At 41.6% G+C, this 20,882-nt stretch carries 19 protein-coding genes and 2 riboswitches; of the genes, 2 read left to right on the top strand and 17 right to left on the bottom strand.

Annotated features, from left to right (window positions below):
- Position 1: 1 nt before the first annotated feature.
- The 8 genes from LJE72_RS15175 to LJE72_RS15140 all read right to left on the bottom strand — a co-directional run bounded on the left by LJE72_RS15175 (position 2) and on the right by LJE72_RS15140 (position 7,916).
- Positions 2 to 451, bottom strand: coding sequence for a (2Fe-2S)-binding protein (locus LJE72_RS15175; protein WP_229248566.1), 450 nt, complete (start codon positions 449 to 451; stop codon positions 2 to 4).
- A complete protein-coding gene (locus tag LJE72_RS15170; RefSeq protein ID WP_229248565.1) occupies positions 436 to 1,239 on the bottom strand; it encodes an FAD binding domain-containing protein in 804 nt (267 codons plus the stop codon). The genes LJE72_RS15175 and LJE72_RS15170 overlap by 16 nt, the downstream gene beginning before the upstream one ends.
- Before the next feature lie 182 nt (positions 1,240 to 1,421).
- A riboswitch (purine riboswitch) is annotated at positions 1,422 to 1,523 on the bottom strand.
- 217 nt (positions 1,524 to 1,740) lie between these two features.
- Positions 1,741 to 2,904 carry a pyridoxal-phosphate-dependent aminotransferase family protein gene (locus LJE72_RS15165; RefSeq protein WP_229248564.1) on the bottom strand — a complete coding sequence of 388 codons (1,164 nt, stop codon included), beginning with the start codon at positions 2,902 to 2,904 and terminating at the stop codon, positions 1,741 to 1,743.
- Between the two features lie 405 nt (positions 2,905 to 3,309).
- Positions 3,310 to 3,411: riboswitch (purine riboswitch) on the bottom strand.
- 82 nt (positions 3,412 to 3,493) lie between these two features.
- Positions 3,494 to 3,961 carry a MarR family winged helix-turn-helix transcriptional regulator gene (locus tag LJE72_RS15160; protein ID WP_229248563.1) on the bottom strand — a complete coding sequence of 156 codons (468 nt, stop codon included), beginning with the start codon at positions 3,959 to 3,961 and terminating at the stop codon, positions 3,494 to 3,496.
- Positions 3,918 to 5,549 (bottom strand): DHA2 family efflux MFS transporter permease subunit, encoded by a 1,632-nt coding sequence (locus LJE72_RS15155; protein ID WP_229248562.1) that lies wholly within the window; start codon positions 5,547 to 5,549, stop codon positions 3,918 to 3,920. Before LJE72_RS15155 ends, LJE72_RS15160 begins: the two co-directional genes overlap by 44 nt.
- A gap of 13 nt (positions 5,550 to 5,562) precedes the next feature.
- Positions 5,563 to 6,216, bottom strand: a complete 654-nt coding sequence (locus tag LJE72_RS15150; protein WP_229248560.1) for an HlyD family secretion protein — start codon at positions 6,214 to 6,216, stop codon at positions 5,563 to 5,565.
- A 15-nt stretch (positions 6,217 to 6,231) separates the two neighbouring features.
- Positions 6,232 to 7,197: an HlyD family secretion protein gene (locus LJE72_RS15145; RefSeq protein ID WP_229248558.1), complete on the bottom strand. Its 966-nt coding sequence runs from the start codon at positions 7,195 to 7,197 to the stop codon at positions 6,232 to 6,234.
- A gap of 467 nt (positions 7,198 to 7,664) precedes the next feature.
- On the bottom strand, positions 7,665 to 7,916 hold the full coding sequence (locus LJE72_RS15140) for a hypothetical protein (RefSeq protein ID WP_229248556.1): 252 nt from the start codon (positions 7,914 to 7,916) through the stop codon (positions 7,665 to 7,667).
- Positions 7,917 to 8,026: 110 nt separating this feature from the next.
- On the opposite strand from LJE72_RS15140, the gene LJE72_RS15135 reads away from it, so the two are divergent.
- Together LJE72_RS15135 and LJE72_RS15130 are read left to right on the top strand one after the other, a co-directional pair.
- On the top strand, positions 8,027 to 8,434 hold the full coding sequence (locus LJE72_RS15135; RefSeq protein WP_229248555.1) for a hypothetical protein: 408 nt from the start codon (positions 8,027 to 8,029) through the stop codon (positions 8,432 to 8,434).
- 145 nt (positions 8,435 to 8,579) lie between these two features.
- Entirely contained in the window at positions 8,580 to 9,581 is a 1,002-nt protein-coding gene (locus tag LJE72_RS15130) for a methyl-accepting chemotaxis protein (protein ID WP_229248554.1), read from the top strand.
- Here the strand turns inward: LJE72_RS15130 and LJE72_RS15125 are convergent.
- The 9 genes from LJE72_RS15125 to LJE72_RS15085 all read right to left on the bottom strand — a co-directional run bounded on the left by LJE72_RS15125 (position 9,555) and on the right by LJE72_RS15085 (position 20,434).
- Complete coding sequence (locus tag LJE72_RS15125; RefSeq protein WP_229248553.1) at positions 9,555 to 11,144, bottom strand: ASKHA domain-containing protein; 1,590 nt, start codon at positions 11,142 to 11,144, stop codon at positions 9,555 to 9,557. The two genes, LJE72_RS15130 and LJE72_RS15125, sit on opposite strands and share 27 nt — an antisense overlap.
- A gap of 84 nt (positions 11,145 to 11,228) precedes the next feature.
- On the bottom strand, positions 11,229 to 11,996 hold the full coding sequence (locus LJE72_RS15120; protein ID WP_229248552.1) for an NRDE family protein: 768 nt from the start codon (positions 11,994 to 11,996) through the stop codon (positions 11,229 to 11,231).
- Positions 11,997 to 12,137: 141 nt separating this feature from the next.
- A complete protein-coding gene (locus LJE72_RS15115; RefSeq protein ID WP_396391200.1) occupies positions 12,138 to 13,565 on the bottom strand; it encodes a sigma 54-interacting transcriptional regulator in 1,428 nt (475 codons plus the stop codon).
- 346 nt (positions 13,566 to 13,911) lie between these two features.
- Positions 13,912 to 15,666: an acyl-CoA dehydrogenase family protein gene (locus tag LJE72_RS15110; protein WP_229248550.1), complete on the bottom strand. Its 1,755-nt coding sequence runs from the start codon at positions 15,664 to 15,666 to the stop codon at positions 13,912 to 13,914.
- A gap of 36 nt (positions 15,667 to 15,702) precedes the next feature.
- Positions 15,703 to 16,482, bottom strand: a complete 780-nt coding sequence (locus tag LJE72_RS15105) for an enoyl-CoA hydratase/isomerase family protein (RefSeq protein WP_229248549.1) — start codon at positions 16,480 to 16,482, stop codon at positions 15,703 to 15,705.
- A 14-nt stretch (positions 16,483 to 16,496) separates the two neighbouring features.
- On the bottom strand, positions 16,497 to 17,354 hold the full coding sequence (locus LJE72_RS15100; RefSeq protein ID WP_229248548.1) for a 3-hydroxyacyl-CoA dehydrogenase family protein: 858 nt from the start codon (positions 17,352 to 17,354) through the stop codon (positions 16,497 to 16,499).
- Between the two features lie 41 nt (positions 17,355 to 17,395).
- Entirely contained in the window at positions 17,396 to 17,542 is a 147-nt protein-coding gene (locus LJE72_RS15095; protein WP_229248546.1) for a hypothetical protein, read from the bottom strand.
- A 29-nt stretch (positions 17,543 to 17,571) separates the two neighbouring features.
- Positions 17,572 to 19,152 carry an acyl CoA:acetate/3-ketoacid CoA transferase gene (locus LJE72_RS15090; protein ID WP_229248652.1) on the bottom strand — a complete coding sequence of 527 codons (1,581 nt, stop codon included), beginning with the start codon at positions 19,150 to 19,152 and terminating at the stop codon, positions 17,572 to 17,574.
- Between the two features lie 88 nt (positions 19,153 to 19,240).
- Positions 19,241 to 20,434 (bottom strand): thiolase family protein, encoded by a 1,194-nt coding sequence (locus LJE72_RS15085; protein WP_229248544.1) that lies wholly within the window; start codon positions 20,432 to 20,434, stop codon positions 19,241 to 19,243.
- Positions 20,435 to 20,882: the final 448 nt, after the last annotated feature.

Genomic DNA, 20,882 nt, shown 5'->3' with positions numbered 1-20,882 from the left:
TCTAAGCCACCCCCAGATAGATCTTTATCGCTCTAAGCTGTCCCATATAACCCGTACAACGGCATAGATTGCCCGTTAAATAGTGAATAATTTCTTCCTCTGTAGGGTTAACCAGCTCATTCTTCATAGCTAAGACGCTCATGATAAAACCTGGACTGCAAAAACCGCATTGTTCAGCCCCTTCTGCGCTGAGTATTTGGGCAAATTCCTCTGCTTCCTTGGGAAATCCTTCTATAGTTGTGATTTTCTTGCCATGTGCCCGCAGAGAAAGGACAGAACAGGAAAGCATCGATTTACCATCCATCCAGACAGTACAAAGTCCGCAACAACTTGTATCACAAGCCTTCTTAACACTCAGAAAGCCATGGGATCTGAGTGTATCCGCTAAAAACTCATCGTTAGCGACTTCCCATTTAACAACTTTATCATTAATCGTTAGTTCGATTTGCATGCCAATACCTCCATTATTCCCCGTTTGACAAGCGCTCTGCAAAGGGCTTTCCGATAGGTTGCTGTTCCCCTCGTATTCGTTCCAAATGATAACTCTTCGGATGTCCTCTTCGCTGCTTCTTCAATTGTTTCTGATGTTGCACCTTCCAGTGATAACAGCGCAGAAGCACTTATCGCAATCGCGGCTTTACTCGGCCTGGCACCCACAGCAATCGTCCAGCAGTTATTCAACATAGAGACCGCCACATTTAAGACCGCATAATCGCTGGAAGAGTTTCTGAAACTTAGATAGGATGCTTGACGCATGTTTTTCTTGATCCATAATCTAACCATGAGGTCCTTTTCCTTAGGTTTAGCCAGAAAGTCCGTCAAAGGCATTCTACCGGCCTTAAATAACTCAACCTCAGTGTCCAAAGACAACAAGGCAGTGATTAGATCAGAAAAACCGTATTTAGAATAAACCGAAGCACCCACAGTCACGCCGTTTCTAAACTGCACTCCAATAATGTCACGAACGGATTGTGGAAGCACCCCATTATAATGCTCCTTTAACAGTGGATGAGTTTCAATGTCTCTCAGGCTTGTCATAGCCCCAATCTCAATAAAACCATCCTTTTCCTGTATATAATTAAGCTTAAGCTTAGTCAGGTCTATCCCTGTATTAATTCGCTTTTTACCCATTTTCAGAAAAGCACAGCCTCCAAGAATGGTATTATTTCGTTTATCAGACAAGATCTTATAAGCTTCTGCTAGGTTATCTGGTTGAACTAAATCAAGAATAGTAAACACACTTGCCCCTCCTCAGTGACTCTAATTCTTTTGCAGAAAAAACAAACCCAAGCAGACAGGTTTCAACTCAAATTGGTGAGAGAAATCTGCCCGCCTGGGATCTGACCCTGCGGTATAATCCAAAAACAAATTTAGACTTCCTAAAGAAAGTCTTTGGATCTGTACATTTTTGACATATTGCCCTTAGTACATCTTTCGCTCATAGTCGGACCATTTACGGCAGTCCGGTAGAAACTTGCAGACCATATCTCTGCTACTATATGAACACTATTCATTTACTGACCTAGAGTTTATTCTACAAGAAACTTAATCATAGGTCAATACATTTCCGAACATTAACAGTGTTATTTTGTATATCGTTCGATCAGAATCAAGGTTGAAGCAGTCTTTTTACAACAATTCCGTATGTTAAAAAACAAGGCTGCAAGTTAATCTTACAGCCTTGTTTCCAGAACAGAAGTCCATGTTTAGCTATTAGTGTTATCAATTATTAAGTTTCCTTTAGGCCGAATGATAAATTCCTTTAAACTCATCGACTGCTGTGTCTATATCAGCAGTATATCCCATCTCTTGAAGAGTCTCTCCAACAATCTGGAGTGCTTTAACAAACATTTCTTCAGTGGCATTCCCCATGTGCCCAATCCTGAAAGCCTTCCCAGTTAAAGCCGCTAACGCCCCAGCCACGATAACCCCTTTCGAAGCTAACTTTGATCGGAACTCCGCGTCGTTTAGACCCTCAGGATAAATAATGCAACTCAAGGTTGGAGCAGCGACCGCTTCTTCTGCCAAGGGCTTCATGCCATAGACCTTCAAAGCAGCTCTCATAGCGCGTCCCAGTACTGAATGGCGACGATAACGGGTCTCCAGACCTTCTGCCATGACTAGCTCCATGCCCTTATTGAAGGCATAAATCATGTTAACCGGAGGCGTAGCAAAGTATTTTACAGGCTCATTCATGACTGGGAGCCAATTCTTAATATCTGTGTAATACCCCATAACAGAAGGCATTGCTTCACGGGCAGCTAGCGCTTTCGGTCCAAAGGCTACAATTCCTAGTCCGGGGGGAACCCCAATCGCCTTCTGAGATCCTGTCAACACTACATCTATCTTGTAATCTGGCTGACCGTATGTTTTTTGCATATCCTCTTCCATGGCAGCAGAAGCACATACTCCATCAAGAATAAAAAGCGCTCCTGCTTTTTTTACAACCGGAACTAATTCTTCAACATTAGCCATTACTCCAGTTGAGGTGTCAACATGAGTCACGGTTACAGCCTTGTAACCACCCTCGGCCAACTTTTCTTCTACTAATTCCTTGCTGATCTGCTGGCCCCACTCTGCTTGAAGGGTCTCTACTTGTATCCCGAAAACTTTTGCTAGTGGAATAAAGCGATCACCAAAATAACCATGGCTTACGACTAGCAACTTTTCTCCTGGGGCAACGGTATTGATGATAGCCATTTCCATCGCCAAGGTCCCTGAACCTGCAATGACAAAAACCTCTCCATCCGTGTTGTACAATTTCTTACTTAAATCCAAGCTATTCTTAAAGATCTTTGCAAAGCGAGGATCTGTGTGCCCCATTGTCTCACTGGACAGAGCGTCATATATTTCATCCACAACTGGTGTTGGTCCTGGGACAAGTAACATTTCTTTATTACGCAAAATATCCAACTCCTTTATTAACATCATACTCGATAGCTAATCCAACTAAACTTTTGATAGAGTAAACTCCATCCGTCGCAAGTTCCTTATATCCCTAACTTAATTATTCTAAATATAAGTACGTAAATGGATTCACAAACCCTCGTGACTATAATTGTAGATTTATAGACTCTCTGATGTCCTCCTTTCGTTGCTACGTCCATAGAATTATTACCAACAAGTCTTGGTTAAAGTGATACACTGGATCTTGTGTAGATAAAAGAAAACCCCAGCAAACAGATCCTACTCAGATAGAGTGAGAGAACCTGTCAGCTTGGGGTTGCAGATCGCAATTTACCCAATGAAATCATCCAAATACAGATTACCTTCTTGACAAGTCATATAATCTGTGATCTTGGACTAAATGCCTAGGACACTTTCGCTCATAGTCGGACGATTTACGGTAGCCCGGTAGAAACTTGCAGACCTTATCTCTGCTATTATATGAACTAATATTCACTTGTCATGATTATATTTTACAAGAAATATAGAGATTGGTCAAACATTTTTTCGAACGTTTTTTGAATTAATTTATGGAACGTTCGGTAATTTAGGTTTCACCCTTGCTGATTAATGAATGTAAGATCTCTAGTCCAGAAATAATTTTTTCTATTTCCTCTTCACTGGCGTTCTTTAAAGTGTCGTAGATGTACTTATTCATCAGCTCATGCAGGGCATTATTTTTTTGCCATTCAGGTGATAAGGAAAGACGCACAATCCTCCGATTATTTTCAGGAATTTCTCGAATAACTACGCCCTGACAGACCAAGCGATCCACAATTCCAGATACAGTACTCTTAGAAAGACCTAAACAGTCACTCAACTCATTCAAGGTAGAAAAAGGGTTCTTATGCAAACCCATAATTAAGCCAATTTGAGGTCCAGTAAAACCATATTGCCTGGATTTTTTGTAGAGATGATCCCGATATACCTTGTGAATGGCTTTAAATAGAGATACTACTCGTTCAGAATCTTTACTCCAGGATTGTTGCAATTCGAGCTTCTGATTCTGTTCCATCTAATACCTCCCCCTTGACGAGACTTTTTTCAGGTTCTTTATTCTTAGATTTTTTACTATTTCTCATCATTAGAACCATGAAAATAGCAATAACCACTGCTAAAACTGTTATGGCAATCACATAGTTCATGGCATCCAGATAAGACTGGGCATAAATCATTGTTCCAAGGGTTGTCAACGCTGTCCCATGTGCATCTCCTTGTGTTAATCCGCTATTCATATAAATCCCTTGCAAACCCTTCAACAGAGAGTTAGAAGCTGGATTAAAGGAGGTAATCTGCTCAGTAAGTCGAGCGTAATTATCGCTTGATCTTGTAGAAATCATAGTCGTCATAAATGTTATTGCTAAGGCACTTAATATACTTCGAACGGTCGTCGACAAGGCCGTTGCCTTTCCATAGAGGTTCCTAGGCACATCATTCAAACCCGCCGTATTGACAGGCATCATTGAAAAGCCAAGTCCAATTCCTCTTAAAGCTGCTACTAAGGTTATTGTTGACATTGCAGTGTTCATGTTAAACTTGGACATTTCATAGGTAGCAAAGGCGACAATGATAAGTCCCGGAATTGTAACGACTTTTGCTCCGTATTTGTCAAACAGAGCACCGCTTATGGGCATCATTAATCCTGAAGCGATAGCGGAAGGGAACAGGATTAAACCGGTTTCCATTGCCGTATACCCTCTTATATTTTGCAAGAACAAAGGTAAGACATACATGCCACCCATCATTGCCAAAGTTGTTACACCTGAAATTACTTGACTTAGTGTAAAATTATATACTTTAAAGACCCTTAATTCAAGTAATGGCTCGGGGTGGGTTAGTTCATTTACCACGAATATCAGAAGACTAAATAAACCAAAAACAAGAATAAGTGGAAATTTTACATTTCCCCAGTCAATCGAATTACCTTCACCGAAAACGTACAGAAGGCTGACAATAGCAGAAATTGAGGAGATAAAGCCCACGTAATCAAAATTTCCTTTATACGGTTTGAGAGTGGTCTCCCTCAGTAACAAAGCAGCCACTATAACGCCAATTACACCAACTGGAACGTTTACATAGAAAATAAAGCGCCAATCCATATATTGAATGATATATCCGCCCAGAGTAGGTCCTATAGCAGGAGCGGACATTGAAGCAATTCCCCAAAAGCCCAGGGCCTTTCCCCGTTCATGAATGGGGAAAATCTGCATAATATAGGACATACCCACTGGCATAATAGCACCGCCGCCTATTGCCTGTATCACACGAAAAGAGATCATGGTATTAGTACTCCAAGCAAAGCCGCATAAAAATGATCCTATAGTAAAGAGCCCTAACGCCCCAATAAACAGCTTTTTTATCCCAAAAGTATCACTGATGAAGCCGGTTATAGGCACTACAGCACCCATTGCAAGTGTGTATCCAGTTAGTATCCACTTTACTGTCTCCAAATCAGAGCCAAAAACATTCATCATTTTGGGAATTGCAATATTAACAATACTGCTGTCCAGCATCACCATAAACGTACCAATTACAACAACAAGTAAAGCCGACCACTTATATAACCCGTCATCATCCTTTTCTGGTGTGTCATGTCCTGTCATATTATGCACCCCATCACTTAATATGAATCTTCACGACAGCATTAGTACCAGGCAGCAATGTGACATCACTATTATCAAATTCAATTTTCACAGGAACTTTTTGGATGACTTTCGTGAAAGTACCGCTTGTTGATGAAGGTAATAAGGCAAACGCAGAATTTGAAGCTTGACCAACATACTTAACTGTCCCAGAAAATGACTTATTCGAAAATTGGTCAATCGTAACATCTACCTTCTGACCTTGTTTTATCTTTGTAAGCTTTGTTTCATCAATATTAGCACTGATATAAAGCTTTTCAGGATCAACGATTATGGCAACGGTTTGACCTGTGGAAATAAACTCCCCGACAGTTCCTTGCTTCTTAATAACCATTCCGCTGATAGGTGCTCTAAAAACAGTTTGATCTATGTTAGACTCCTGAGGGTTGCTCATCCCCTGACGCCCTAGGATTTGATCCTTAATGACCTTATCACCTTCTTCAACATTCAGTTCCAAAAGCTTCCCCGAAATCTGCGGACTCACGCTTACTAGATCACCTGCTACTCGGGCATCCTCTGTTGAAACGAAATATGAATTTTCATACCAGTAATAGCTGCCAACACTGGCTAAGGCAATCACCATCGCGACAATTATTAGAGAGATTAGTTTTTTTCGTTTGTCAGCCATATTCTTCACCTACCCCTATTTAATAAGGCCGATTTCAGCCAGCATTCCAGGTTTTAAGATTGAGTCGGGGTTATCTACTTGAATTCTCACTAAAACACTTTTACTGCGAGAGTCGATCACCGGATCTATCAGTGAAATTTTTCCCTTGAATTCTTGATCTTTAATTTCCGCAACTTTAACAACAACTTCTTCCCCAACACTTACATCCCCCATAAGTCCTTCAGGCAGAGAAGCTTTTATATACAACGAGTCAACATTTACTACGGAAATCAAGATAGCCCCTGGGGAGGCCAATTCTCCAAGATTAATATTTTTTGCACTAACTATGCCAGAAATCGGAGATACTATCGTACCATTAGTCAACTGAGTTTTAGCAAATTCTAAGGCTGCTTGGGACTGTGCGACTTGCGCTCGCAAGACATTTAAAGACTCTTCTGTTTCTCCCATGATTAACAGATTTAGCTGATCTTGTGCAGATTTATATTGTGCTTGCACCGAAGCTAACTGAGTCTGAGCGGTTTCAAACTGAGATTGAGATATTGCTCCGGCTGATAAAAGTTGTTGGTTTCGATCAAAGTTATTTTTGGAATTAGTATAGCTTATTTCAGCACTGTCCAGAGCTGACTGTGCTTGAGCTATCTGCTCCGGTCGCGCTCCAGCCTGCATCTTAATTAAGTTTGCCTGAGCTGTATTAACTCCGGCCTCAGCCTGTGCCACTTGAGCCTCAATATCTTTTGTATCCAGTGTAATCAAGGAATCACCTTTTTTTACTACTGAGCCTGCTTCAACGGAAATATCAGATACTTTAGCCGATAGTTTGCTTGTGATCTGGGCCTTTTCGTTAGCATCAACGATTCCTGCCATTACAAACACAGGTTTTATTACTTCAACAGCAGTATCGGTTTCAACTTTTTGACTTGTACTATTACATCCTGTAAGCAAAACACTAATAATTAATAGGATACCGACCACTCTTTTCATTCCAATCCCCCTTTTTCGTTTCTGTAAGAATTGTTCGCACACGTACATTTGGAACAAACTTTAATTTACTGCGATTTTAAAGTTATGTCAATAGCTATTTTTCACTTTTAGTTTTTCCATCCAAATCGTGTGATCCACACATGCTGACAATAAAAAAGCGCCCTTTATTTTTAGAAACGCAATGGAATATAACGGAACGAGACAAATCGCCAATCCCCTATAATGGATTATGAGTTAGCGAATAACATTATGCGCTAACTGGCGTTGAACTAGCTAAAAACCGTTAAGTCTTATGAGGAGGATTGATTTTTAATGGACAGATGGAGTCGCAGACATCGCAGGCGTTTTTGGCGTCGGTTTCCTTTGATAATGTTGTTCCACGCGGTGGGGGCGTCGTCGTTGGTAAAATAATTAGAAATTATTGGCATCTTCCCTTCTGCTTCAGATGCTTATCTATTTGATATTGCTTAGAATTTCTTGTATTTGACATATTGAGCCTCTGCCTCATGCTCATCAATAAACCACAATACCCCTTGATCTTTTGATTCAATATTAAAAGTATGGATCAAACCATTAGATAAAGACCCTCTGCCCCACGCTACAAAAAGCTGAGCAGGAGAATTGACGGGATTAACCCCAGAACCATAATAAACAGGTATCCCATATACCTCAGTTTCCTCATAAATCTTAGCCTTTGTCATTCCACAAGGATTGCCCATTGATTTCCCTTCTTTCCGAATTGATTATCCCTTCACTCTAACAAACAAATAGTCTATAATTGCAATATACATAAGAGGACAGGACGCGTCCAATGAATTGGGGGAATTCTATGTTTACTCAGGCTTATTCACCTGAACAATCTGCTTTTGGCAAGCTAGAAAACGGTCGGGATGTACTTATTCTCTATGTTAAAGAATTTAGCGAACAAGTCCGGTCCATTAACCAGTCCGGCCTTTCTAAATATACCTATCATTGGTTTGCAACAGAACTTAAGGATGCCTATGTCCTGCAAGTAACCTGGGAAAATGAAATCCACATTGCTATCCGCTTTAACCCTCAACATTTTGGCCTAATTGACCAATTACTTCAGCCCAAAGATGTTATCCTCACAACAACTCCCATATCACTCCTTATGGAAAAAGCCCAGATTAGTGACTATAACTTTATCGAATTCAACGATGTACTTACCTTTAGTAAATTATTGTTTGAAGTACCCCATTCCGACTGTGAGAGTTAACATATAACAGCTCTTATCAAGATTATTTCCTGAAAAGAAATCGTTGCAAATTCCTAGGACTGTCGTATAATGAAAAAAGATTGGCAAAGGTGCCGACCTGTTTTTTTCAGGTCGGCTATTTTTATTTAGGGGTGATCAGATCTACATGGCAAACGAAAATCTCGTTATCGATACATCAATTCTACTAAGCGAACTCAAGGACGCGAACCAGGAAATGGGTCAAGTCATTGAATCCATCCGGCAAATAGCCCAGCACACAAACCTCTTATCTCTAAATTCTGCCATTGAAGCAGCCAGAGCAGGTGAAGCTGGTCGTGGCTTTAGCGTAGTAGCGGACGAAATTAAAAAACTCGCTACACGAAGTTTAGCTTCAACTAAAGAGAGTACAACGATCATTGAAAATATTCAAAGTAAAGCAAACGAGGTAATGGCTGTACGAATGGCCGATGTGGCCTATGACACAATTGATAAGATTGATCGGAACCTTTTCGAACGCAATTGCGATGCCCAAGCCTGGGCTGGTTTCGATAAAGTTAAAAACTGCTTCTGCACAACGATTAGTGACCGTTCTTCAATTGCCAATAGCTTACTAAAAAAACTAGTTGATATTTATGAGGTCTATAATGACCTATACGTATTAGACCCTGAAGGAATAATCGTTGCCGCTGGTGTTCATCACGAACTTATCGGCCAGAGCATGGCGGATAGAGACTGGTTTAAAGCTGCCAAGGTTGAAAATACCATATCGGTAAGTGACCTTTACTATTCCACGGTTGCTAAATCTCATACCGTGGCGTATACATGCCCAATTCGTAATGATGGAGGTCAAATAATCGGATATTTTTCTACTCGATTCAATTGGAACTACATCTACGACATTATCGATTCTGCCCGAATAGGAAAGAATGGAGATATATTTATTATAAACAGCGCTGGATACGTCATTGCCTGCCGAAATCGCAAGGGTATACTTACAGACAATTTGAAGCACCTTAAGGCTGCCCAATTAGCTATTAATGGGGAAACTTACGGTTATATTTTCGAAAAAAGTACTATGGGTACTAAAATTTATGGGTATGCACATACACGTGGTTATAACGCCTATAAAGGAAAAAACTGGTCAGCTCTTGTCAGTGAAAACCTCTAAGAGCCTTCCCCTGACACTAGGATAGCGATCTAGATCAGTATGAGGCAGAAATTTGCTGCTGACGAACTTGTCCATAAAAGCAGAATCAGCATTTAGCTCAAAATATGTTGCTTTTCCTGCGATCCCTTCTGCTTCCAAACGCTTGCAACGGGACAAGAGCACTTGGCGGGCCGCTTCACCTGAACTGTTACCTAGGCGCACGATCGCTGTTCTTGGAAGATCAGGGTAGAGACCTATCGTAACGGCAGACTCAATTGGCAGATATTGGCCAAAAGCCCCAGCAGCGTAGAAATGACTAATTTCTCGCCAATCACATCCAACATTTTCTATCAATAGATCCGTAGCTGCGTTGACTGCCCCTTTAGTCGCCATAAAATTATTAATATCGACCTGAGAAACAACAATGTCTTCTCCAGAGGCTGATTCATGGGCAGGGACTATAACAAACTCCTTCTGTCCGTTCTGAAAACGAGCAGTTCGATTAATAATGCCGCTAAGGAAAAGTCCGGCAAGTGTGTCCACCAGGCCTGAACCGCAAATACCGCGAGCAGGGAGATTTCCTACTGTTGAATAATGTACCCAGCCTGTCTTTGGATCAATGGAAACATGATCTACTGCTCCTGGTTCTGCCCGCATTCCATAGGTTGTAACCCCGCCTTCCAGAGCCGGTCCGGCTGCACCAGCACATGCGACAAGCCACTCTTCATTACCTAACACGATTTCCCCATTTGTCCCTATGTCGACAAAAAGGGAAATGTCAGACTGTTGGTGCATGCCACTAACCAATATTCCTCCTATGACGTCTCCACCAAGAAAACTGCCTATACTGGGCAAGCAATAGACTGGGGCCAAGGGGGCAATATCAAGGCCAATTTCTCCCGCCGGAATCAATCCCGGATTATTAACAACCGGAGTATATGGAGCGCGGCAGATTGAAGCAGGGTCCAGACCTAACAAAAGATGAATCATGGTCGTATTTGCCCCTATTGCTGCCGCGGTAATCTTACTTGTCTCAGTGGGCAACGGATAAAGACACTTTATCAGACGATTGAGGGTATTCAAAACCGCCGATTTCAGGCTTGCTAAACCGCCCGGTTCTGATGCATGGCGAATTCGGGTCAGTAAATCCTCACCCATGGCAATCTGATCATTATAGTCAGCAGCATGTTTAAGTACCGTGCCATCGCAGAGATTGATCAGGTATACAACCACGGTTGTTGTTCCAATGTCTATGGCCAACCCGTAATGTTCTTGGGCAGTATCGCCGGGTTCTATGTCAATTAATTCCCAGGCGTGTCCAGTGTCTGCTACTGTGGCTGTAAGTTGCCAATTGGCACCCCTGCATATGCTAGGTATCTTAGGCATTATTGCCAACGGCATATATACAAAGCCATCGCAACTGCGCTCTAACGCTTGACGTATTTGGTCCACATCTGCTCGGTTATCTTGTGGGCCAGGCGGGTTAAGAGATAAGAATACCTTCCTGGTAAGGGGCTCGAGCTTATTTAGAGGGGATTGAACCTGATCTAAAAGAATCACTGGCTTCTGATTATTGTTTGACATAATCGTACCTCATTTAAAATTTTAAATTATTTTCTATACTATCATTCTCTGTAAGAGATTCAAGGTATCTAAATTTAGTTGCCGTTATATTATTTTGAATTCATGGCTAACTTCAATAGAGTTTTTCTGGCCAGGGGAAAAACTTTTCTCTGTAAATATCACATGATTGCTGCGATCAATCAATAGCACCGTAGAAGACCTTGTTCCATAATCCATACCTTTAATAAAGATTGAGGATAGCTGTTTCTCAAAAGCATAATTAATCCCGGTATTCGGCAATTCGTGATCCATTGCCTTTTCTTCATCGGCCAAAATCTCAAAAAGAGCTTGAGCTTTGATCAAGATTTTATTTTCTATGTAATTGGCTAGTGCTTGTTTCCCTTTTAGGACTTTAGGCCAAGGTGTATCTATGAGATGATTACTAAGACCATAGATCCCAGGTTTAAGTTCCTTAAGCTCCGATGTTTGTTTAGAATAATATACAAGACATGATGAATCTCCTGCTATGACATTAAACGGATTATAAAGTTCGCAATATTTTACGACATCTTGTAAGTAATTGGTTGGGCATTCATTCATGCATAAAAAGTCACTGACCAGCTTCCCCCTAGATTCAGCATTCGTAAGCTGTTGAGAAGGATCTCGATAGTTTGTCAGTGCAGCAAAACGCCCTGAACTGGTTATTCCCATCCAAGTTCCCCGCATTTCCAAATCCCTGCCAGCTAAAACCCAAGGGTAAGACTCCCAGAAATGAGCCTTTTCTGTTGGCCTCTGGAAATACTCATCCCTATTAGCCGCGAGAATTAGACGATAATTTGGATGGCAGTTATATGCAAATAAGATCAAGCACATAATTTTGTTCCTCTCATAAGAAATAATTCGCCAAAGCCAAAGACACTCCAACATGAGTGTCTTGTTTATTATAAGTTATTCTATAATAGATCGTAAAGAAAAAGTGGCTAAATTGTTAAAAACTGTATCTGTAACGTTTTGTCATGTGGATTTTACTTCGCGCTTTCGATACAGCAAGGAGCGGTGGACTCCTAATCTCCGAGCTGCTTCGTCTACTCGTCCATTGCATTCTTCCAGAACTTGATTTATATACTTCTCTTCCACGGCTTTCATAACACTTTTTAGAGTTCCTTGATAAGCTATATTAATCTCAGGAAAACATTCTAAATCATAATCAAAATTCAAAGTGTCATTAGCTGACGTAATCACTAATCTTTCAATAACATTCCGCAATTCTCGGACATTTCCAGGCCAACTATATTTTAAAAATGCTTGTGTCGCTTGTATAGAAAATCTCTTCTTGAGAGTGTATTTTCTATTCAATTCCTCCAAAAATTTATGAGCAAAGGCAATGATATCCTCAGGTCTTTCTTTTAAAGGCGGTAAATCAATGGGTATTACATTAAGGCGATAGTATAAGTCACTTCTAAACAATTTTTGCCTCATCATTACTTTTAAATCTCTATTCGTAGCAGCGATAAATCGAACATTGGCCTTGTAAATGGTCGTATCACCTAACCTTTGGACTTCACTGGATTCTAAAACTCTTAGCAGCTTAGCCTGCATCGCTAGTGTCAATTCAGCAATTTCATCCAAAAACAAAGTCCCTTTATCGGCAATTTCAAACAACCCCGGTTTTCCTTGCGGATTTGCACCCGTGAAGGCCCCTCGCACATAGCCAAAGAATTCCGACTCCAGTAATTCATGAGGAATCGCTGCACAATTTACGGGGATAAACGGTTCTTTCGATCGAAGACTATTGCGATGAATATGTCTAGCCATTATTTCTTTACCAGTACCTGTTTCTCCGATCAACATTACAGTACTGTCTGTTTTCGCTATAACATTACTGATTTTCATAATTTGGCGCATTTGCTGACTCTCGGCCACGAGCTCTTTATTCTCCAAATCCACATCACTCAAATACTCTACCGCAGTTTTATAACGATTCACAGATAATCTTTCTTTATCTAAAGCCGCTATATACTCATCAACCAAATTTTTATCACGTGCATTAGTGATGACCATAACAATCTCACCATTTTCATCCAGTAACGGATTACTGGTAACCATAAACTGAATTCCGAGCCTATTTCTAACATTCCCTGATACAATAGAACGTGTTTTAATAGCTTTCATGGATGGAGAACAGTCATAGATACCTCTTTTCAGTAAATCCTTTACATTCTCCCCAATCAGCTCTTCCGCCTTACATCCCATAAATTTCTCCGTTCCTGAGTTAGCCAAGAGAACGTTGCCACGTTTATCGATAACAAATATCGCATCCGATGAATTGTCAATAATCTGTTGTAAAAACTGCTGTTCGAGGGTTTTTTTAAACTCAAACGTATAAGAGTCTTGTTGGTTAAAATTTTGTTGTTTATGTTCAGACGCCACTTTTGTCACCATCCTTAGAGGTTGAAATAGAAATGACAACGTCTCCACCAAAATCTATCCGATTATAAGTTGTTCTTTTAATTAATATTAGAATATTAAATATTATTTGATTTATTCGACATTTCTGAATAAACCCCTTTTTGAAAAACAATCCTTAGCCATTAAATGTTTTAGCCTTTCTTGCATGAAATTCTAGTTCTGTAATTAGACCGAAATAAAATGATCTAGCCCTCCGAGTGCTAGATCTTGTCTACACTCAAGAAGGCTACTACTCAAAATAATAATATACCCATGAGATTATGGTAATCATTTGACCGTCTATATTAAATTTCTAGCAAGTCTAACTGAACTTTTCTAGTTAAACCACATATTTGCCACTTTCAGAAATAGCTGCTGCAATCGCTTGCCTCAAGGCCACCGTATTTCGGGCAGTATACTTAGTCAGCCTCTGCAGGTCCTCCAGTAGGCTTGCCAACTCTTCACCTTCTGCAAGGGCTGCCAAAGTTTCCTTAGCAGAGTACTCCAATAGCCCTGCAGCAGCATTAATGTAAGTCATCGCCATACAGAGCTTAAGTTCTGCCTCGGCCTTACCCTCATTAGCTGCAGCTTTCTGAGCCCGCAACCAGGCACTCTCCATGGCAAAGGCTCTAATAGCCATATCTGCTAGTCTTCCAACTATTTCTTGATGTTTTTGCAAATCCCTCCCATATTTCTGAAGCCCGGCACCCATAGTCAGCAGGAAGATATCCTTCGCTGCCTGTACTAAACCCGCTTCCCCTTCTCTGTTCAGACCTCCGGATACGATTTTCTCCTTGAGACTTTCGATTGCTTCCTGAAGGGGCAAATCCCCTTTTGACGCTCGACGCAGCAGGGTGGTTGGAATCAAGACACGGTTTATTTCGTTGGTCCCTTCAAAGATACGGTAAATCCTAGCATCCCTGTAAAGTCTTTCGATTGTGTATTCGGAACTAAACCCATAGCCGCCATGAATTTGTACCCCTTCATCTACTGAATACGCTTGTACTTCTGTAGCAAAAATCTTGTTCATCGAGCACTCTATAGCATATTCCTCAATACCCTTGGCCGCTATTTGTCCTCCGTCATCACCTGAGGTGTCCAAACTGTGCAGTATGTTTTCCAACAACCCCCCAGTACGATAGACCATACTTTCAGTCACATAAGTTCTAACAGCCATTTCAGCAAGTTTTTCCTTAATTAGGCCAAAATTTGCGATTGGCGTGCCAAACTGCTTGCGGTCGTTAGCATAGGCGGCTGCTAGCTCCAAGGCATATTTAGCATTACCTAAGGCATTTGCAGAAAGCTTATAGCGACCCAGATTCAGTATATTGAAAGCCACAACATGCCCTTTGCCGATTTCATATAGAAGATTTTCCACGGGCACTTTCACATCTTCAAAAATTACTGCCCGGGTAGAGGAGCCCTTAATGCCCATTTTGTGTTCTTCTGCCCCGGTAGAAAGCCCCTTTGAATCTCCGTCAACAATAAAAGCAGTAAACTTATCACCATCAATTTTGGCATAAACTATAAATAAGTCTGCCATTCCAGCATTGGTAATAAACTGTTTAGTTCCGTTTAGTATGTAATACTTGCCATCAGAACTTAAATCCGCCCTCGTCTTGGCAGACAAAGCGTCCGATCCCGCCCCCGGTTCAGTCAATGCATAGGCCCCAACTTTTTTACCACTGACAATACCGGGGAGGTATTTTTTCTTTTGCTCATCGCTGCCGAACATAACAATGGGCATACTGCCGATACCAGTCTGACCACCGTGAGTCATGGCAAAAGAACCCGACCTCCCGATACACTCGGCAATGATGGTAATGCTGATTTTATCCATATTCATACCATCATAATCTTCCGGGATATCTGCGCCGTTTAAACCTAACTCTCCAGCTGCCTCTAGAAGTTCCCTGATTAGGCCTTCCTTTTTGGATTCCAGCTCATCCATTCTGGTCAATATACTATCATTTACGAAACCCATAGTTGTACGGTAGATCATATTATGCTCAAGTGTAAAATCCTCGGGGGTAAATATATCTTGAGGGTTGGTTTGACCGAATAGGAAACTCCCCCCTTTAGGTAAGTTACTCATAGGCTCACTCTCACTTCCATCGAGTTATCTAAGGGTCTACTTTCCTGTGAAGTTAGGTTTCCGTTTTTCCATAAAAGCTCCTATGCCTTCTTTACGGTCGTCGCTGGCAAAAGCAGTGACAAAACATTGGATTTCCAGCGTTAAGGCAGAGGAGATATCTAAATTCAGCCCCGTGTTAATAGCTGATTTAGCCATAGCCATAGCCACAGCAGGTTTGGAGGACAGTCTCTTAGCAAGTTTTTGAGCCTCTTCAAGAAGAGATTCTGTGGGTACCACTTTATTTACAAGACCAAAGCTTAAAGCTGCTGAAGCATCAATAATATCGCCCAGGAAAATAAGTTCCTTGGCTTTCGCTGCACCAATAAGCCTTGGCAGGCGCTGAGTACCTCCTGCACCCGGGATAATGCCCAGACCAATTTCGGGTTGCCCAAATTTAGCGGTATCGGCAGCCACACGGAAGTCACAGCACAGAGCTAACTCGCACCCTCCTCCTAATGCCAGGCCGTTAATGGCAGCAATAACGGGTTTTCCTAAGTTTTCAATTCTTTTGAAGGCAATCTGAGAATCCTGACAAAAGTTGTAAACTTCAACTGGGGTCAGATTAGCCATTTCCGTAACATCCGCGCCGGCTGCAAAGGCCTTATCTCCTGAACCGGTCATAATAACAGCTCTAACAGATATGTCGGACTGCAATCCATTAATAGCCTGAGTTAACTCCTTAAATATTTGAGTGTTCAGGGGATTCATCGGAGGACGATTTAAGGTGATAGTAGCCACTCCGTTTTCTTTACTCACCTGAATTGCTTCATACGTCATGAAATCACACTCCTTTACTTTTTGTAATCAAACCAACCAGCACCAGTCTTCTTGCCAAGGCGTCCAGCCCGTACTATTGCTTTTATAGTCTGTGGAGGATTCCATTTAATGTCTTTTGATTCATTAAATAAATAATCTGCTACATGAACTGAGATTTCTACGCCGGTAAAGTCCATGAGTTCGAAGGGACCCATAGGATAGTTTAGACCTAGTTTAACAGCTGTGTCTATATCTTCAGGGGTGGCTATACCTTCTTCTACAATGCGAATGGCTTCTAAGAATTGAGGCATCATGACGCGATTTACGATAAACCCTGGCGTGTCCTTCTTAACCACTACTGGGGTCTTGCCTAAACCTAGTGAAGCCTCTGAGGCCAACTTTACGGCCTCATCACTAGTGTAATAACCTCTGATCACTTCTACCAAGCGCATAATCAGAGGTGGATTAAAGAAGTGCAGTCCAACCACCTTATCCGGGCGGGAGGTTGCTGAGGCTAATGCAGTAATTGACATGGAGGACGTATTCGAGCCAAAGATTGTTTCAGGACCACAAATCTTATCCAGTTTTTCAAAAGCACTCTTCTTAACTTCCATATCTTCAAAAATGGCTTCAATTACCATATCAACAGACGCAAAGTCCTCTATTTTAGTCGTGATCGTGATCCTCTTTAATACTGCATCTTTTTCTTCGAATGACATTTTCTGCTTTTCAATGCTTTTATCCATAAAGCCAGCAATACGCTTAACTGCGCCTTCGACAAACTTCTGTTCCACATCACAAAGTATTACTTCAAACCCTTTTACTGCTGCCAGATGAGCAATTCCGCCACCCATTGAACCAGCACCTAATACTCCAATTTTCTTAATTGTCATTATCAGTACCTCCTATTTTTTTAGTTCTTACATACTTTTTCCTATTCTTCCGCTTTCTCAATTTCTTCAAGTTCGTCATCGATATCCATTAGTTCTGTCAGCAATCTCGCGCGGTTTTCCCTTTTTTCTGCCAGATATAATAAAACTACTTCTCGTTGAAGGCTTAGAGTCTCTATTCGCGTCATCATCGTTAATCAGACTCCTCTTTTGAAAACTCCTAAATACTACCTTTAGATTGGAGAATTTCAGCCAACCTTCCCCATTTTTCTTGGAATATCTCCGCTGGCATTGGTTTTACATCTTTGATTATCGGTTTGAAATCCATAAACTCCAAAATGTCCTTTTCCAGCTTAACTCCCGGCGCGATTTCAATCAATTCCAAGCCTTCCGCCGTAAGTTGGAAAACGGCCCGTTCTGTGACATATAAAACCGATTGTCCATCCTTCACGGCATACTTCCCGCTGAAGGTGATTTGTTCTACATCGGTTACGAACTTTTTTCTCTTTCCCTCTTTCACGATCATCAATTCACCCTCGACAATTTCCAATTCGGCTCCGTCCGTAAAAGTTCCGCAAAACACAATCTTTTTAGTATTTTGCGTTATGTTAATAAATCCTCCGGCTCCAATTGGTCGTCCACCAAACTGGCTGACGTTGACATTACCAAACACATCAACCTGCCCCATCCCAAGAAATCCGATATCAAGTCCACCCCCATCGTAAAAATCAAATTGAAATGCCGTTCCGATAATACTTTCCGCATTTACAGAATGACCGAAATCTAATCCTGGTGCTGGCATGCCGCCAATTGCACCTGATTCCGTAGTGAGACACACCTGATCCGCAACCTTTTCTTCTGCACAAATTTTTGACACACCATCTGGCATCCCAATTCCTAAATTAACGACGACATCCGGCGTCAATTCCATAGCCGCTCTCCTGCATACGACTTTCCGATCATCCAATCTCATCAAATTAACCGACACAGGATCAGCCGCCAGTTTTATTTCCCCTGTAAAGGCTGGGTTAAAATACGTACACATGGTTTGATAATGCCACTCCGGCTTAGCAACAACTACATAATCAACCAAGATACCGGGAATACACACCTGCTTGGCGTGCAGCGTTCCTGCTTTTACTAAATGTTCCACCTGAGCGATGACGATCCCGCCGCAAGCTTTCGCTGCCATCGCCGCGGATAAACCTTCTACAGAAACCCCTTCACGATAATCCGAGATATTACCACGTTCATCTGCCACCGAACCCCTGACAAGCACAACATCCAGCTTCGGAAGTTTATAATAAAGCCACTCCTCGTTTTTAAACTCTATGAGTTCCACGAGATCCTCACTATCTATGGCTTTCTGGTTAAGCTTCCCTCCAACAATCCTCGGATCAATAAAGGTACCTAAGCCAACTTTAGACAAGATACCAGGACGCCTGCTGGCTATGTTGCGTGACATCGTCACAAACACGCCCTGAGGCAACGTATAGGCTTCCAGCTTATTGTCCCTGACAAGTCTCGTTATATCGGGTCCGGCAACTGCAAAATGTCCCGCTACCAATCTCTTCAAGAGTCCTTCAAGAGCGAAATGAGCAACCCCGCGGTCTTTAAAGTTACCGACGCCTGTAGCATAATAAAGTGTTAAATCGCGAGGATGACCGGTTTCAAGAAAACTTTCTCTAATACCGACAGCTGCTTCCTCTGCAAAACCTCCTAACCCGAAGCCTGTCGTATAAACGGTGTGCCCATCTTTCACATAATTTCGTATCTCTTCAGATTTGATGATTTTCGGCATATTTTCACTTCCTTTCATGATACTGATAAACAAGACGACTTCTTGAAACAGCCTCTTCCTTAGCCTTATGCCGGGCTTTCTTCCTAAGTTAGGAGACCCTGATAACGAGAGCAGCACCGGTGTCGCCAGCTGCACATCCTGTGAATAGACCATAACCACCGCCTAGAATAGCCAGTTCTTCAATCATTTCTATAATTCCCCGACCGGCAGTAGGTCCTTGAGGATGTCCATAAACAAGCGAACAACCGTAATTATTCATGTTCATGACATCAAGACCCATTACGTTAGCCATGTATAAATCATTGGCCGTAAATGGATTGTGCGATTTGATTGATTTTAAGTCCTTGACACAGATACCTGCTTTATCTAACGCCATTTGGGATGCCGGAACTACTGCTGCTGCCATATGAGCCTTCTCTGCACGGGCATAACCATAGGAAAGGATCTGAACTTCGATGTTTTTATCTGAGCTCAGTTCACGAGCTTTATCTTTTGTTGTTACAATAAGACCGCAGTTACCATCAGCCGGGTGGGTTTGAGCACCAAATGAGTGTACTCCACCTGGAATAACTGGTTTTAGTGGAGTCAAACTTTCAAAAGTTGTGGGTGTAATGCCTTCATCGGTTTCAACTAGGCCCGTTTTCTTTTTGCTTATTTTATATTCAGCGGAGACCATATAACGTTTTTGGAACGCCCGATCATTAGCCAAAGCATCCTGATATTGCTCGTACCGTCTAGCCGTAACCCTGTCTACGTCTTCCTTGGTAATCCCGCCAACTTTTTGGACCACGTTTTCCGCAGTCTGAATCATGGCTGCTCCGGCCCAAGGGTCATTGGCGAAGTTATCCATCAGCCAACTTTCCGCTATCAATTCGCCGCCTGGACCCTTTGGATTAGGCCAAACTGTGAAAGGACCATTAGAAGTACGGTCTGTGAGCATGCAAAATGAGGTTTCGTAGAGACCGGCTTCGATAGATATTGCCGCTTGATTTAAAACAGTCGTGGAAGTCGAGCAGGCCTGAGTAATATGCATTCCAGTAATATTTGGGGCTCCCATTAGAGCTGCCGCCCATGGACTATCGTAAAAAGTATGCAGTTGACCAATGGTTTTACCAAAAACAAGATATTCGAATATCTTTGGATCAACTTCTTTTGTCGCCAGCCACTTTTTAGTGGTCGACGCAGCCAGTTCAACGGCATGTTCATTTTGCAAACTCCCCTGCCACCGAACAAAAGGTGTACTGTAATAACCACCATAGGGAATATAAGCTTTTGAATACATTTGAATAACCTCCTTATTGTTTCTAAGTCTGAAACTCGAGGATAAATCCTAGCACCGTTTACTTCCAACACCCCATATTATTGTGTAGGTAAATTCCCTCTGGTTCGAAATATAAGCAAGATCCATACCAAATCATCAATAGCTCGCGGTTAATTATCATATAAATCTGAGAAGACCCAACTTGCTCAATAATCAGTTATTTTTTCTATGTTAAGTTACTAATTCATTGGTGTTTCTTAATCCTTAATAGTTTAATCCTTAAGAATTGTCGCATTATTACTACAACTTGATTGTATAAATACGACATTTTACATAACAACATCCCAACTAAGATTTGCATCTCACTTTGGTCACCTGATAGCATCCCTTTTTCATTGTTTATATGTACCCCGTAATTGCTAGCTAAAAACAAGATCTGCCAAATAGCCGTATTAATAATTATTACAAA

Source organism: Desulfosporosinus shakirovi (assembly GCF_020595055.1).
In the GTDB taxonomy this organism is placed as follows: domain Bacteria; phylum Bacillota; class Desulfitobacteriia; order Desulfitobacteriales; family Desulfitobacteriaceae; genus Desulfosporosinus; species Desulfosporosinus shakirovi.
Note: the sequence above shows the minus strand (reverse complement) of the source record. Positions and strands in the feature narration are given on the sequence as shown.

What these genes read in the sequence shown, in the direction of transcription:
- LJE72_RS15135 (WP_229248555.1), top strand. Translation starts at nt 8,027, where the DNA reads ATGTTTACTCAGGCTTATTCACCTGAACAATCTGCTTTTGGCAAGCTA.
- LJE72_RS15095 (WP_229248546.1), bottom strand. Translation starts at nt 17,542, where the DNA reads ATGATGACGCGAATAGAGACTCTAAGCCTTCAACGAGAAGTAGTTTTA.
- LJE72_RS15120 (WP_229248552.1), bottom strand. Translation starts at nt 11,996, where the DNA reads ATGTGCTTGATCTTATTTGCATATAACTGCCATCCAAATTATCGTCTA.
- LJE72_RS15130 (WP_229248554.1), top strand. Translation starts at nt 8,580, where the DNA reads ATGGCAAACGAAAATCTCGTTATCGATACATCAATTCTACTAAGCGAA.
- LJE72_RS15090 (WP_229248652.1), bottom strand. Translation starts at nt 19,152, where the DNA reads ATGCCGAAAATCATCAAATCTGAAGAGATACGAAATTATGTGAAAGAT.
- LJE72_RS15085 (WP_229248544.1), bottom strand. Translation starts at nt 20,434, where the DNA reads ATGTATTCAAAAGCTTATATTCCCTATGGTGGTTATTACAGTACACCT.
- LJE72_RS15145 (WP_229248558.1), bottom strand. Translation starts at nt 7,197, where the DNA reads ATGAAAAGAGTGGTCGGTATCCTATTAATTATTAGTGTTTTGCTTACA.
- LJE72_RS15150 (WP_229248560.1), bottom strand. Translation starts at nt 6,216, where the DNA reads ATGGCTGACAAACGAAAAAAACTAATCTCTCTAATAATTGTCGCGATG.
- LJE72_RS15100 (WP_229248548.1), bottom strand. Translation starts at nt 17,354, where the DNA reads ATGACAATTAAGAAAATTGGAGTATTAGGTGCTGGTTCAATGGGTGGC.
- LJE72_RS15160 (WP_229248563.1), bottom strand. Translation starts at nt 3,961, where the DNA reads ATGGAACAGAATCAGAAGCTCGAATTGCAACAATCCTGGAGTAAAGAT.
- LJE72_RS15125 (WP_229248553.1), bottom strand. Translation starts at nt 11,144, where the DNA reads ATGTCAAACAATAATCAGAAGCCAGTGATTCTTTTAGATCAGGTTCAA.
- LJE72_RS15155 (WP_229248562.1), bottom strand. Translation starts at nt 5,549, where the DNA reads ATGACAGGACATGACACACCAGAAAAGGATGATGACGGGTTATATAAG.
- LJE72_RS15115 (WP_396391200.1), bottom strand. Translation starts at nt 13,565, where the DNA reads ATGGTGACAAAAGTGGCGTCTGAACATAAACAACAAAATTTTAACCAA.
- LJE72_RS15175 (WP_229248566.1), bottom strand. Translation starts at nt 451, where the DNA reads ATGCAAATCGAACTAACGATTAATGATAAAGTTGTTAAATGGGAAGTC.
- LJE72_RS15140 (WP_229248556.1), bottom strand. Translation starts at nt 7,916, where the DNA reads ATGGGCAATCCTTGTGGAATGACAAAGGCTAAGATTTATGAGGAAACT.
- LJE72_RS15105 (WP_229248549.1), bottom strand. Translation starts at nt 16,482, where the DNA reads ATGACGTATGAAGCAATTCAGGTGAGTAAAGAAAACGGAGTGGCTACT.
- LJE72_RS15110 (WP_229248550.1), bottom strand. Translation starts at nt 15,666, where the DNA reads ATGAGTAACTTACCTAAAGGGGGGAGTTTCCTATTCGGTCAAACCAAC.